General features: G+C 64.0%; 11 protein-coding genes. All 11 read right to left on the reverse strand.

Annotated elements, in window-relative coordinates; all coding sequences use genetic code 11:
• Nucleotides 1–111 precede the first annotated feature (111 nt).
• The 11 genes from RHIZ70P_RS10930 to RHIZ70P_RS10980 all read right to left on the reverse strand — a co-directional run bounded on the left by RHIZ70P_RS10930 (nucleotide 112) and on the right by RHIZ70P_RS10980 (nucleotide 13,157).
• A complete protein-coding gene (locus tag RHIZ70P_RS10930) occupies nucleotides 112–2,136 on the reverse strand; it encodes a sensor histidine kinase (protein ID WP_115670339.1) in 2,025 nt (674 codons plus the stop codon).
• A complete protein-coding gene (locus RHIZ70P_RS10935) occupies nucleotides 2,129–3,520 on the reverse strand; it encodes a sigma-54-dependent transcriptional regulator (RefSeq protein WP_115670340.1) in 1,392 nt (463 codons plus the stop codon). The genes RHIZ70P_RS10930 and RHIZ70P_RS10935 overlap by 8 nt, the downstream gene beginning before the upstream one ends.
• A gap of 85 nt (nucleotides 3,521–3,605) precedes the next feature.
• Nucleotides 3,606–3,836 (reverse strand): formate dehydrogenase subunit delta, encoded by a 231-nt coding sequence (locus tag RHIZ70P_RS10940; protein ID WP_115670341.1) that lies wholly within the window; start codon nucleotides 3,834–3,836, stop codon nucleotides 3,606–3,608.
• A complete protein-coding gene (fdhD, locus tag RHIZ70P_RS10945) occupies nucleotides 3,826–4,644 on the reverse strand; it encodes a formate dehydrogenase accessory sulfurtransferase FdhD (protein ID WP_115670342.1) in 819 nt (272 codons plus the stop codon). The genes RHIZ70P_RS10940 and fdhD overlap by 11 nt, the downstream gene beginning before the upstream one ends.
• Nucleotides 4,645–4,784: 140 nt before the next feature.
• A complete protein-coding gene (gene fdhF / locus RHIZ70P_RS10950; protein ID WP_115670343.1) occupies nucleotides 4,785–7,664 on the reverse strand; it encodes a formate dehydrogenase subunit alpha in 2,880 nt (959 codons plus the stop codon).
• Nucleotides 7,665–7,853: 189 nt separating this feature from the next.
• On the reverse strand, nucleotides 7,854–9,410 hold the full coding sequence (locus tag RHIZ70P_RS10955; protein ID WP_115670344.1) for a formate dehydrogenase beta subunit: 1,557 nt from the start codon (nucleotides 9,408–9,410) through the stop codon (nucleotides 7,854–7,856).
• The gene (locus RHIZ70P_RS10960; protein WP_115670345.1) at nucleotides 9,407–9,886 is read right to left on the reverse strand and encodes a formate dehydrogenase subunit gamma; all 480 of its coding nucleotides are present in this window, start codon (nucleotides 9,884–9,886) and stop codon (nucleotides 9,407–9,409) included. The genes RHIZ70P_RS10955 and RHIZ70P_RS10960 overlap by 4 nt, the downstream gene beginning before the upstream one ends.
• A 190-nt stretch (nucleotides 9,887–10,076) precedes the next feature.
• Entirely contained in the window at nucleotides 10,077–10,973 is an 897-nt protein-coding gene (locus RHIZ70P_RS10965) for a LysR family transcriptional regulator (protein ID WP_115670346.1), read from the reverse strand.
• Between the two features lie 97 nt (nucleotides 10,974–11,070).
• The gene (locus tag RHIZ70P_RS10970; protein ID WP_115670347.1) at nucleotides 11,071–11,445 is read right to left on the reverse strand and encodes an ArsR/SmtB family transcription factor; all 375 of its coding nucleotides are present in this window, start codon (nucleotides 11,443–11,445) and stop codon (nucleotides 11,071–11,073) included.
• 162 nt (nucleotides 11,446–11,607) lie between these two features.
• Nucleotides 11,608–12,543, reverse strand: a complete 936-nt coding sequence (locus RHIZ70P_RS10975; RefSeq protein WP_115670348.1) for an L-lactate dehydrogenase — start codon at nucleotides 12,541–12,543, stop codon at nucleotides 11,608–11,610.
• A 206-nt stretch (nucleotides 12,544–12,749) separates the two neighbouring features.
• Nucleotides 12,750–13,157, reverse strand: a complete 408-nt coding sequence (locus RHIZ70P_RS10980; protein ID WP_115670349.1) for a F0F1 ATP synthase subunit epsilon — start codon at nucleotides 13,155–13,157, stop codon at nucleotides 12,750–12,752.
• Between the last annotated feature and the right edge of the window lie 51 nt (nucleotides 13,158–13,208).

The following is a 13,208-nucleotide window of genomic DNA, read 5'->3' on the forward strand; positions in this document are numbered from 1 at the left end:
ACCACCGTGCCAACTCAAATTTACCATTTTTCAATAACTTAGTCGGGACGGCGGCACAAACACGGACAGAATGTCCGAACGCCACGGACATTCTGTCCATCAAGGCGTCAATCAGTCGGCTTCAGGAAGCCAGATGGAGAAGGTCGTGCCCTTGCCCGGTTCGCTCTCGACGGTGAGCGATCCGCCCTGCCGCCTCACAAGCGTCTGGCTGATCGACAGACCAAGACCGGTACCCTGGCGGCGTTTGGTGGTGAAGAATGGATCAAAAATCCGGGAAAGCACGTCGGGCGCCATGCCGATGCCGGTATCCACCACGTCGACGCGAATGCCGTCGCGGCCGTCACGTGTCTCGTCGCGGCTGATGAGGCGCAGCCTGCCGCCATCGGGCATGGCATGGATGGCATTGACAATCAGGTTGATGAGCACCTGCTGCAACTCGGTCCGGTTCATCAGAACCTGTCGGCTCGCGCCATCGTCCCTCTCAATGTCGATATCGGCCTTGCCAAGCAGATGCTGCACCAAAGGCAGGCAGTCCGAGATCACGTCGGCCACGCGATGGCGCTCGACATAGCCGGCATATTCCTCCGGCTTGGCGAATTGCAGCAGCTTGGTGACGATCTGGCTGACGCGATGGATTTGCTCGTCGATCAACCGGAGTTCGGTGGAAAGATCGCTCGCCCTGTCGCCAAGCACGCTGCGCACCACGTCGAGATTGCCCTGCATGACGGCGATCGGGTTATTGATTTCGTGTGCAACGCCCGCCGTGATCTCGCCGATCGCCGCCAGCTTTTCCGACATGACGAGTTGTTTGGTCGTCGCCTCCAACTGCCGGTTCGCCAGCTCAAGCTCGCGCGTGCGCTCGGCCACGCGATCATTGAGCTCGTCGTTCCAGCGCCTCAGATCCCGGTCGCGCTGCTGCAACTGGTCGAGCAGGCTGTCGAGATGGACGGCCACCCGGCCGATCTCGTCGCTGCCGTCGGTGAGACCCGAACGTGCGCCGAGATCGCCCTCTTCCACCCGTGCAATTGTGCCGGTCATCCGTTCCAGCGGCTTGAAGATCGCCCGCGCCCAACGCAGGAAGATCGGCACGCTGGCGGCCGTCACCACGAGGAAAGCGACGATGATGCCGATGATCGTCTCGGTCTTGGCACGGGCGAACGGCGCTTCGAGAAAACCGACATAGAGCATGCCGACCCGCTCGCCGAAGCTGTCGCTGATTGGCTCATAGGCGGAGACGTACCAGTCGTTGACGACGAAGGCGCTGTCGAGCCAGACGAGCCCATCGCCCAGCACCGTCTGGCGAACGGCCGCCGAGACACGCGTGCCGAGCGCCCGCTTGCCCTCGAACAGCCGGACATTGGTGCTGATCCGGACATCTTCGAGGAAGAGCGTCGCAGTGCCCTGACTGCCCTCCGGCAGGCTCGCGGCGCGATAGACGAGATCATTGATGGTGTCGATGAAGACGAGATTCTGGTTGAGCAGGATGCCGCCGACAAGAGCGGCGTCTCCCCCGTCCGGCAGCAAGGCAGGACTGGCCGAATGCACGACCATGCCGCGCGTTTCGCTGGCTCGGTCGGTCGCCACTGCATTCGGCGTCGGCACGAGTTCGAGTTGCGCCCGTGCGGCGAGTTCCGGCGAAATGGCCGCCAGCTCCTGCTTTGAGAAGATGTCGATCGCCGTCTTCGGCTTTCCCGCCAATGCGGCGTCGAGGACCGGCCAATCCGTTCGCAGCCCCCCTTGCCCCAAAGGCCCGACAGGCTTTGTCACCGACCCCTGCCGTTGCACCAGGAAGAGAAAGTCGAGCCCGAGGCGCTGCCGATTTTCATCCAGATAGGCTGCCAGTCCGGCCCCGCCGTCGCGCGTTGCCGCATCCCGGAAGGCGACGGAACCGGTCAGTGCCGCGAGATGCTCACCGGTATTCTCCAGGATCCGTGCCAGATATTGATGCGCGATGGTGAGGTCGGCATTGACCTTCGACGTCAGGAGCGCATCGAACTTCGTCTCCCAGCGTGCCATGGTGGCGACCAGCAGAAGTGGCAGGATGACGAGCGTCGGCAGAAGGGCGATGGCAAGGAGGCGGTAGCGGATCGATCGCCCGCGGCGCAGCCCCAGCTCGTGGGTCTCGGCCTCAGGCATTCCACGACACGAGCTTGCGGTCGATGGTCTTGCGCGAGATGCCGAGCCTTCGGGCCGTCTCCTCGCGATCCCCGCCGGTCTCTTCCAGCACCGCCAGGATATGGCGTCGTTCCACCTCCTCCAGCGTTCCCGACGGCGCGGCCACCGAAGCCGGCCGCTGGCCGCGGAAATCTTCCGGGAAGCCGCCCAGGATGAGCGAGCGCTCGATCAGGTTGCGTAGCTCGCGCACATTGCCCGGCCATGCATAGGCAGACAGTGCAGCCTTCGTTGCCTTGTCGATCGGCACGGGCGGCATGCCGAGCTGTTGCGACAGCTTGTGCATGAAGAGGCTGGCAAGTTCGAGAACATCGTCGCCCCGGTCGCGCAGCGGCGGCAGCTTCAGCTGCATGACATTGATGCGGTAGTAGAGATCCGGGCGGAAGCCGCCTTGCTGCACGAGCTTTTCCAGATTGGCATTGGTGGCGAAGACAAAGCGCAGGTCGACCGGCACTTCACGTTCCGCCCCGACCGGTCGCACCCGGCGATCCTCGATGACGCGCAGGAGCTTGCTCTGCGTGGCGAGCGGCATCTCGCCGATTTCGTCGAGGAAGAGCGTGCCGCCCTGGGCATGCAGGAAAAGGCCCTCACGCCCGGCTTCAGCCCCGGTGAAGGCGCCCCGAACATGACCGAACAGTTCGGATTCGATGACATCCGGCGGAATGGCCGCACAATTGACCGGCACGAAGGGTTTGGCCGAACGGTCGGAAAGGGCATGCAGCGAGCGGGCCGCGACCTCCTTGCCCGTGCCGGATTCACCGGTCAAAAGCACGGTCGTCGGCAGGGGCGCGACGCGCGCCAGCGTCTCGCGCACCTGCTGGATCGCAGCCGAACCGCCGATCAGCTTGTCGCGCAGCAGGATATGGTCGGCCGTCGCCCGGAGTTCGTAGCGCAGCACGAAGTTTTCCCGCTGCAAACGCATGCGGTCGAGGCAGCGCGCCACGGCGTTGAGGATCTGGTTGGAGCGGAACGGCTTCAGCACGAAATCGACGGCGCCGGCGCGCAAGGCACGGATCGCCGTTTCGAGATCCGCATAGGCGGTCATCAGGATTGCGTCGGCAAAGAATCCGATTGCCCGCTGCTCGATCAGCCAGTCGACGCCGTTCTTGCCCGGCATGATATTGTCGAGAATGACGACGTCGAAATGGTGCTGGTCGAGCTTGCGCGACGCCTCTTCGGCATCGGCCGCTTCCTCGATCCGCTTGCAGCGGGGACTGAGCGTGCGCACGAGAAAATTGCGCATGCCGGGCTCGTCATCGACGACGAGGATCGTCGCCTGCGCCAGCCAGGGACCGAACTCGGGATCCCTCTCGCCTGCCGGAGCCTTTCGTACCGTTTCCCCTCTCACCCTGTCGCCCGCCTCCCTCGCTCACGTCGGACCTTGATAGCAGAGGCGGTGCGAAACGCCAAAGCGAACCGGACGCCTCTGGCGTTCAGGCCGCGATCGGGCGCTTGATGACCCTGGATGCCTCCATCACCAGCGGCAGAAGCCCCTCGCCGCCCTTGTCGATATGCTCGAACAGCTCTCGGCGCATGCGCGGCTCCCAGAACTTGTTGATATGGTTCGCCACACCTTCGATGCGCACCGCTTCCGGCTGCGACAGGAAGAAGGTGGCGATCTGGTTCGCCATGCGGACGAGCTTCTCGGTGGTGTCATGCGACATGGGCGGTCACTCCGGAAATGATGCGATCGGGCCTGGTGAAGATTTCGAACTCGTCGCCCCTGGCAATGCCGACGAGGGTCATGCCGGCTTCATCGGCCGTGCGAATGGCAAGGGCCGTCGGCGCCGATACCGCGATGAGTATGGGGCATTTCAGCGCCGCCGTCTTCTGCACCATTTCAACCGACAGGCGGCTGGTGACGACGACGGCACCCTGGCGGCCAGAATAGCCGGCCCGGATCACCGCACCCGAAAGCTTGTCGAGCGCATTGTGGCGACCGACATCCTCGCGCAGCGCGACAAGACCCTGGCCGGGTACGAAGAATCCGGCGCCATGCACGGCGCGCGTTTCGCGGTTGAGGCTCTGCCCGTCCCCGAGCAGCTTCACGGCCTCGGCAATCTGCGCCGGCGTCAGGCAGAAATCGGCGGCCTCGACAGACGGAACCTGCCGCACCGCCTGCTCGATCGATTCGATGCCGCACAGGCCGCAGCCGACGGGACCGGCCATGTGACGGCGGCGCGAGGTCAGCGCCTCCGCGGTAACGTCCGCCAGGACGACTTGCACATCGATGCCGTCGCCGGCCATCACAGCTTCGATCGAGAGGATGTCGGCGGGTCCGGAAATAATGCCCTCAGACAGCGAGAAACCAAGGGCAAAATCCTCCAGATCGGCGGGCGTCGCCATCATCACCGCATGGGTCGAACCGCCATAGGAAAAGGCGATCGGCACTTCCTCCGGAACGATGCGGTTACCCGTAGCCAGAATGCCGTGGCGGTACTGCAGTTCGGGAATGGAGGTGGAGGTCTTCATGACGGGTAGCCTCTGCCCCTCACCCTGACCCTCTCTCCGCAGGCGGGGAGAGGGAACCGAGGCGTATCGACAAGCCACCTTCTCCCCGCAAGCGGGGAGAAGGTGCCGGCAGGCGGATGAGGGGCAGTATCGGCCATTTCCTACTCCGCCGCTTCCAGCTTGCCGGCGATGCGGCGCGACTGGCGCGACAGGTCCTCATAGTCCTGCTGCCATTCGGACGGGCCGTTGGACGGCGCGACCTGCACGGCGGTCACCTTGTATTCCGGGCAATTGGTCGCCCAGTCGGAGAAGTCCGTGGTGATGACGTTGGCCTGCGTCTCGGGATGATGGAAGGTCGTGTAGACGACGCCCGGCGAAACACGTTCGGTGATCTCCGCCCGAAGCGTCGTTTCCCCTGCCCGGCTGGCAAGACGCACCCAGTCGCCTTCCTTAATGCCGCGCTGCTCGGCATCGTGCGGATGGATTTCGAGACGATCCTCCGCATGCCAGGCGACGTTCTCGGTGCGACGCGTCTGGGCGCCGACATTGTATTGCGACAGGATGCGACCGGTGGTCAGAAGCAGCGGGAAGCGCGGGCCGGTGCGTTCGTCGGTCGCCACATATTCCGTGCGGATGAACTTGCCCTTGCCGCGCACGAAACCGTTGACGTGCATGATCGGCGAGCCTTCGGGGAACGTCTCGTTGCACGGCCACTGCACCGAACCCATCTTTTCCAGATAGTCATAAGTGACGCTGGCAAAGCTTGGCGTCGTGGCGGCGATCTCGGCCATGATCTCGGAGGGATGGCTGTAGTTCCACGGCAGGCCCATGGCCTGGGCAAGCTTCTGGGTGACCTCCCAGTCGGCAAAACCGTTCTTCGGGCTCATCACCTTGCGCACGCGGTTGATGCGGCGTTCGGCATTGGTGAAGGTGCCATCCTTTTCCAGGAAGGTCGAGCCCGGCAGGAAGACATGGGCATAATTGGCCGTCTCGTTGAGGAACAGGTCGTGCACCACCACGCATTCCATGGCGGCAAGGCCCGCCGAGACATGCTTGGTGTCCGGGTCGGACTGCAGGATGTCCTCGCCCTGGATGTAGATGCCCTTGAACGAACCGTCGACGGCAGCATCAAGCATGTTCGGAATGCGCAGGCCCGGCTCGCTGTCGAGCTTGACGCCCCAGAGCTTCTCGAACGTATCGCGCGTCGCGTCGTCGGAGACGTGGCGATAGCCCGGCAGTTCGTGCGGGAAGGACCCCATGTCGCACGAGCCCTGCACGTTGTTCTGGCCGCGCAGCGGGTTCACGCCGACGCCCGCGCGGCCGATATTGCCGGTTGCCATGGCAAGGTTGGCGATCGCCATGACGGTCGTCGAGCCCTGGCTATGCTCGGTGACGCCGAGGCCGTAATAGATCGCGCCATTGCCGCCCTTGGCATAGAGCCGGGCCGCGCCGCGCACGAGATCGGCCGCGACACCGGTGAACTTTTCCGTTTCTTCCGGGCTGTGCTGCGGCTCGGCGACGAAGGCGGCCCAGTCCTCGAACTCGGACCAGTCGCAGCGCTCGCGGATGAAGGCCTCGTTGAACAGGCCTTCGGTGACGATGACATGCGCCAACGCGGTGATGACGGCGACATTGGTGCCGGGCTTGAGCGGCAGGTGATAGTCCGCCTTGGCGTGAACCGAGGTAACCGTCTCGGTCTCGCGCGGGTCGAGCACGATCAGCTTGGCGCCCTGGCGAATGCGCTTCTTCATGCGCGAGGCGAAGACCGGGTGCGCCGCCGACGGATTGGCGCCGATGACCATGATGACGTCGGAATGTTCGACCGAATCGAAGTCCTGCGTGCCGGCCGAAGTGCCGAAGGCCTGGCCAAGGCCATAGCCGGTCGGCGAATGGCAGACGCGGGCGCAGGTATCGACATTGTTGTTGCCGAAGCCGGCGCGGATCAGCTTCTGCACCAGGAAGGTTTCCTCGTTGGTACAGCGCGACGAGGTGATGCCGCCGATCGAGTCCTTGCCGTATTGGTATTGGAGCCGGCGGAACTCGGACGCCACATGGGCCAGCGCCTCTTCCCAGGTCACTTCACGCCAGGGATCGGTGATCTTCTCGCGCACCATCGGATTGAGAATGCGGTCCTGGTGGGTGGCATAGCCATAGGCGAACCGCCCCTTGACGCAGGAATGGCCGCGATTGGCCTTGCCGTCCTTGAAAGGAACCATGCGCACCAGTTCCTCGCCACGCATTTCCGCCTTGAAAGAGCAGCCGACGCCGCAATAGGCGCAGGTCGTGACGGCCGAATGCTCCGGCTGGCCGATGGCGATCACCGACTTCTCGGTCAGCGTCGCGGTCGGGCAGGCCTGTACGCAGGCGCCGCAGGACACGCATTCGGAAGAGAGGAAATCCTCGTGCATGCCGGGCGATACCCGGCTGTCGAAACCGCGACCCTCGATCGTCAGCGCGAACGTGCCCTGCACTTCCTCGCAGGCCCGCACGCAGCGCGAACAGACGATACATTTCGACGGGTCGTAGGTGAAATAGGGATTGGACTCGTCCTTCGGCATCCACTTGGCGTTGATATCGCCGTCGTTGCGCGCCCTGACGTGATTGTCGCCCTCATAGCCGTAGCGCACGTCGCGCAGGCCGACGGCGCCCGCCATGTCCTGCAACTCGCAGTCGCCATTGGCGGCACAGGTCAGACAGTCGAGCGGATGGTCGGAGATATAGAGCTCCATCACCCCCTTGCGGATCTGCTTCAGCCGTTCCGTCTGGGTGTGGACCACCATGCCGGGCGCGCAAGGCGTCGTGCAGGAGGCCGGCGTGCCGTTGCGGCCCTCGACCTCGACGAGACAGAGGCGGCACGAACCGAAGGCATCCACCATGTCGGTGGCGCAGAGCTTGGGTACCTGGATGCCGGCCTCCATCGAGGCGCGCATCACCGAGGTGCCGGCCGGAACGGTGATCTGGCGGCCGTCGATGGTGAGCGTCACCGTCTCGGTGGATCGGGACGCCGGCGTACCGTAGTCGATTTCAGAAACGAGGGGCATGACGTGCCTCCAGGGCTGGGAGATTCATACTGAGAGCAAGCAAGGGCAGTGCGCGCCCCTCATCCGCCTGCCGGCACCTTCTCCCCGTGAACGGGGAGAAGGGACGAGGGGCACCGCCGTGGCCGTCCCCTCTCCCCGCTTGCGGGGAGAGGGGCAGGGTGAGGGGCAAACCTGCCAGGTAATGAACGCTCATTCCGCCGCCTCCACCATGGGTGCCGGGGCAAAATCCTCGGGGAAGTGATGGAGCGCGCTCATCACCGGATAGGGCGTGAAGCCGCCGAGCGCGCAGAGCGAGCCGAACTTCATGGTGTTGCAGAGGTCGGTGAGCAGCGCCCGGTTCTTCTCCGGCTCGATGCCGCGGGCGATCCGGTCGACCGTTTCCACGCCGCGTGTGGAACCGATGCGGCACGGCGTGCATTTGCCACAGCTCTCGATGGCGCAGAATTCCATGGCAAAGCGTGCCTGCTTCAGCATGTCGGCGGTGTCGTCGAACACGACGATGCCGGCATGGCCGATCAGGCCCTCCTTCGCGGCGAAGGCCTCGTAGTCGAAGACGGTGTCGAACAGCGACGGCGGGAAGTAGGCGCCGAGCGGGCCACCGACCTGCACGGCCTTGACGGGCCGGCCGCTCGCCGTACCGCCGCCGATGTCGTAGATGATCTCGCCCAGCGTCAGGCCAAAGGCGGTCTCGTAGAGACCCCCATGCTTGATATTGCCGGCTAGCTGGATCGGGATCGTGCCGTGCGAACGGCCGACGCCGTAATCGCGGTAGAAGCCCGCGCCGCGGTCGAGGATGACCGGCACGGAGGCGAGCGAAATCACGTTGTTGACCACGGTCGGCCGGCCGAACAGGCCCTGCAGCGCCGGAAGCGGCGGCTTCGCCCGGACGATGCCGCGCTTGCCCTCGAGCGAGTTGAGCAATGAGGTCTCCTCGCCGCAGACATAGGCGCCGGCGCCCATGCGCACCTCGATGTCGAAAGCATATGCGGAGCCTAGGACCGATGGCCCGAGAATGCCGGCGCCTCGGGCGACCTCGATCGCCGCACGCATGGTCTTGATGGCATGCGGATATTCAGAACGGGTGTAGACGTAGCCCTTGGTGGCGCCGGTGGCGATGCCGGCGATGATCATGCCTTCGATCAGAACGAAGGGATCGCCCTCCATGATCATCCGGTCGGAGAAGGTGCCGCTGTCGCCTTCGTCGGCATTGCAGACGATATATTTCTGTGCGCCCGGCGCGTCCGCGACGGTCTTCCATTTGACGCCGGTCGGAAAGCCCGCGCCGCCGCGACCACGCAGACCGCTGTCGGTCACGGTCCTGACGATATCGGCCGGATCCATGGCGACGGCCTTTTCAAGGCCTTTGAGCCCCTCATAGTGGCGATAGTCGGCGAGCGACAGGGGATCGGTCACGCCACAGCGCGAGAAGGTCAGCCGGGTCTGCCGAGCGAGATAGGGAATTTCCTTGGTGAGCCCGTGACAGAGCGGATGCGCGCCGCCGGCCAGGAAATCGGCCTCGAACAAGCCGGGCACATCGGCGACCGTGACCGGGCCATAGGCGATGCGGCCGCGACCAGTGCGCACCTCGATCAGGGGCTCGAGCCAGAGCAGTCCGCGCGATCCGTTGCGAACAATGGCAAGCTCGATGCCGCGCAAAGCAGCCTCGCGCTCGATCGCTTTGGCGACCTTGTCGGCGCCGACGGCAATCGCGGCGGCATCGCGGGGGATGAAGATCGTCGCACTCATCGGCGGGCCTCCGCGACGAGCGCCTCGAGACAGTCGGCATCAAGCCTTCCGTGCAGGTCATCGTCGAGCATGGCGGCCGGCGCGCAGGCGCAGAGACCGAGACAGTAGACCGGCTCGAGCGTCACGGCGCCATCCGGCGTCGTCTGATGAAAATCGATACCGAGCAATTGGCGCACCCGGTCGGCCAGAGCGTCGCCGCCGCGCGACTGGCAGGCCTCGGCGCGACAGAGCTTCAGCACATGGCGACCGGCGGGATGAGCGCGGAAATCATGATAGAAGCTGACGACACCATGCACCTCGGCGCGCGACAGGTTGAGTGCCTCGGCGAGCACCGGCTTGACCTCGTCCGGCACGTAGCCGAAGGCCTCCTGCACCGCATGCAGGATCGGCAGCAAGGGACCATCGAGCGCCTTGAACTCGGCGACGATCGCATTTGTGCGAGAAACAAAATCATCCGCAGACGATCGAATATTCATGATCAGCCCTCCCAAACCGACACGAACTGGCCCAAGAGGCCGACACGTGGAAAGCGAATGTCCAGTCGGTTTTTTAATTCAATGCGCCGACGCAGTCCGCTTTCCCGTCGAACTCTTTGACGTGGTGACAGAATGACCGCGCTCCCCGGGGGCGGTCAATAAAGCAGTCCCGTTCAACGATAGAAGAAATCTATTGAAATGCCTGGATATCGGCGAGCCGGCGAGCCTCGTGCAGAAGTGCGGAGACGAGCGGCGTAAACGGCTCCCGGTATTGCGCGACAAGCCCGACGGAATGCTCCGCTTCCGGCTCGCTGATCGGGATCAGCCGTATTTCCGCGGAGAAGCCGAAGGATTCGGCCACGTTGCGCGGCATGATCGAGGCCCAGCGGCCGGTGCGGATGTGGGAGAACAGCACGATCATCGAATTGGATTCGAGCGTCGGCTTCACGGAAACGCCGGCATCGGCCATGTGCTGATTGATGATGCGGCGGTTCTGCATGTCCGCAGTCAATAGACAAAGCCGAAGATCGGCAACCTCCCGCCACGTCACCTGCTCACGATCGCTGAGCGGCGTCCCCGCAGCGGCAATCAAATGATAGCGCTCGGCGTAGAGCGGCACCGAGGTGACGCGGCCGAGGGGTTCATTGTCGAGATAGGTGATCCCGGCATCGATCTCGAGATTTTCCAGAAGGCTCAGAACCTGTAGCGAGGTACGGGAACTGACGGAGAAGGTAACGTCGGGATGCTTCTCCTGGAACGGTCCGGTGATCCGCGGAACCATGGAGAGAGCCGTGGGTATGACCGCGAGGCGGATATGGCCGGCGAGGCCGCGTCGCGCCGCCCGCATCTCCTCGCGCATGGTGCGCGTATCGCCGACGATTCGCCGCGCCCATTCCAGCACGCGCTGGCCCTCGGGGGTCAGGCCCTGATAACGTGAGCCGCGATTGACCAACATCACGCCGAGCTGGTCTTCCAGTTGCCGTATCGCCGCGGACAGCGTTGGCTGGGTAATGCCACACTCCTCCGCCGCGCGGCCGAAATGCTGGGCACGGGCGAGCGCGATGAAGAATTCAAGCTTGTCGATCATGGGCGTTCCTCGTGCCCGAGACTAGGCCGAAAGCCACGCAAGCGCAAACCGGCGCAACGGCTGCCGCCCAGGGAAGGTTCAGAAAGACACCCGCAGCTCAATCGTCCGCGGAGGAATCCCTGATAACGAGCGGTGCCGCCTTGGGCCCGCAGAACATGTCGTAGAGAACCGACACCAGACCGGTCAGTGAAGGATCGGAAATTCTATAGTAGATCAGGCGACCCTCGCGTCGCGTCTCGACGATCTGCTCGAGCCGGAGCCGCGCCAACTGCTGCGAGACGACGGCCTGCTGCAGGCCGAGGATCGCCTCGATCTCACCGACGGTCTTTTCCCCCTGGCTGAGGATGCACAGAATGAGCAGGCGGGTTTCATGCGACAGGGCCTTGAGAAGCGTACTGGCGTCACGGGCTTTCGCCATGAAGCCTTCCAGTTGCTCCCTTTCCATTCCGGCCTTGATCTGCGGCATATCCATAAAACCATCCAGAAATCGCGCCACCGCATCGAAACATACATCTCTATTGCAGTGCAATTACGGCATAAGTGCCAATAGCGCGACCGCTGCCGCCGTCAAAGCGAAATCTTCATCGTCAGCGGGGGCGCACAAGCCCTGCCGGCGGCATTGACGGCCTCGGCGCTAGACCAGCTTCACGGACTCGACGCGCTCCTTGAGAAGGGCGGCACTGCGGCCGAGAGCGGCATGCTCCTCCGCATCGAGGTCGGGGAAGAGATCGGCCACCACTCCGGCAGCCCCGATGATCCGCGGAACCGACAACGCCACATCCTCGATATCGGCCACACGCGGGGTGACGATCGAAACCGACAGCACGTCCCTCTGGTCCTGCGCGATGGCCTTGACGATCCGCGCGAGCCCCGCGCCTATGCCGTAATAGGTCGCACCCTTGCCGTTGATGATCTTGTAGGCGGCATTGCGCACGCCATCGTCGATAGCCCGCCGATCATCCTCTGTCAGCGGCTTGCCGACCTGCTCGGCGAAGGAACGAAGGGCGACCGATCCGGCCCGCGCATTCGACCAGGCCAGCACCTCGCTGTCGCCATGCTCGCCCAGCACATAGGCATGCACCGACTGCGGCGCGATGCCGAGATGGCGGCCGACGAGGCTGCGGAACCTGGCCGTATCGAGAATGGTGCCCGAGCCGATCACCCGCTGCGGCGGAAGGCCGGACAGCCGCGTGGCGATCTGCGTCATGATGTCGACCGGATTGGAAGCGATCAGCAGGATCGCATCGGGAGAGGCGCGCAGAACTTCGGCCACCACCTCGCGAAACACGGCCGCATTGCGCTCCAGAAGTTCGAGCCGGCTTTCGCCGGGCTTCTGGCTGACGCCGGCCGCAATGATCACCACCCGCGTCCCGGCCAGCGCATCATAATCGCCGGCAATGACCGTCGTCGCCGACACGAAGGGAACGGCATGGGATATGTCCTCGGCCTGGGCAATGGCAAGCCCCGTATTCCTGTCGACGAACACGATGTCGCTGGCAATTCCCATCATGGCCAGCGCATAGCCGGCCGAGCTGCCGACCATGCCCGCTCCGACGATCCCGACCTTCATGCGCTCACCTCCGTTTGCGTTGCAGCATATCAGAGAGCACGAAGCTTTCAATTGTATGGCAGGGCGTCAAGCAGCCTTTGACCGCGCGGCAAAGGCGCATGGAATAGGGTCATGCGGCGGAGACACTGCAGGGAGGACAGCCACAAGGCACAAAAAAAGCGGCCTCGAAGGCCGCTCTTAGTCCGTCGGTATTTCTTGCGCCCGGCTCAGGCCGGAACCAGAACGCCGTTCAGATGGGTCAGCTCAGCGAGGTACTGTTCGAGACGCGTCTTGTGCTCGTGACCTTCGACGGCGTTCAATTCGGCGCGGGCCGCCTCGATGCGCTTGGTCAGCGTGTCGCGATTGAGTTCGCTGAGCGCCACGGCGGATTCGGCGAGCAGGGTGCAGCCGGTCGGAACGATATCGGCAAAGCCGCCGAACACGACATACTTGGTCACCTGGCCCGAGGCCAGCTTCACCGAAACCACGCCCGGCTTGATGGTCGTCATCGTCGGCGCGTGATGGGCCATGACGGTCATTTCGCCTTCGGTTGCCGGGATGACAACTTCGCTCACCTTTTCGGAAAGCAGCAGGCGCTCGGGCGAAACGAGTTCAAAATTGAAATTGTCGGCCATGGTTGTTCACTTCTTCGATAGAGGCGGGAACGGCGCGCGCCTCAAGCGCGC

The sequence above is a fragment of the Paenirhizobium selenitireducens ATCC BAA-1503 genome (genome assembly GCF_900492185.1).
Lineage (GTDB): Bacteria > Pseudomonadota > Alphaproteobacteria > Rhizobiales > Rhizobiaceae > Allorhizobium > Allorhizobium selenitireducens_A.

Excerpts from the sequence above, each read along its gene's own strand:
- RHIZ70P_RS10955 (WP_115670344.1), bottom strand. The coding sequence starts at position 9,410 with ATGAGTGCGACGATCTTCATCCCCCGCGATGCCGCCGCGATTGCCGTC.
- fdhD (WP_115670342.1), bottom strand. The coding sequence starts at position 4,644 with ATGAAGACCTCCACCTCCATTCCCGAACTGCAGTACCGCCACGGCATT.
- RHIZ70P_RS10930 (WP_115670339.1), bottom strand. The coding sequence starts at position 2,136 with ATGCCTGAGGCCGAGACCCACGAGCTGGGGCTGCGCCGCGGGCGATCG.
- RHIZ70P_RS10975 (WP_115670348.1), bottom strand. The coding sequence starts at position 12,543 with ATGAAGGTCGGGATCGTCGGAGCGGGCATGGTCGGCAGCTCGGCCGGC.
- RHIZ70P_RS10965 (WP_115670346.1), bottom strand. The coding sequence starts at position 10,973 with ATGATCGACAAGCTTGAATTCTTCATCGCGCTCGCCCGTGCCCAGCAT.
- RHIZ70P_RS10940 (WP_115670341.1), bottom strand. The coding sequence starts at position 3,836 with ATGTCGCATGACACCACCGAGAAGCTCGTCCGCATGGCGAACCAGATC.
- fdhF (WP_115670343.1), bottom strand. The coding sequence starts at position 7,664 with ATGCCCCTCGTTTCTGAAATCGACTACGGTACGCCGGCGTCCCGATCC.
- RHIZ70P_RS10980 (WP_115670349.1), bottom strand. The coding sequence starts at position 13,157 with ATGGCCGACAATTTCAATTTTGAACTCGTTTCGCCCGAGCGCCTGCTG.
- RHIZ70P_RS10970 (WP_115670347.1), bottom strand. The coding sequence starts at position 11,445 with ATGGATATGCCGCAGATCAAGGCCGGAATGGAAAGGGAGCAACTGGAA.
- RHIZ70P_RS10960 (WP_115670345.1), bottom strand. The coding sequence starts at position 9,886 with ATGAATATTCGATCGTCTGCGGATGATTTTGTTTCTCGCACAAATGCG.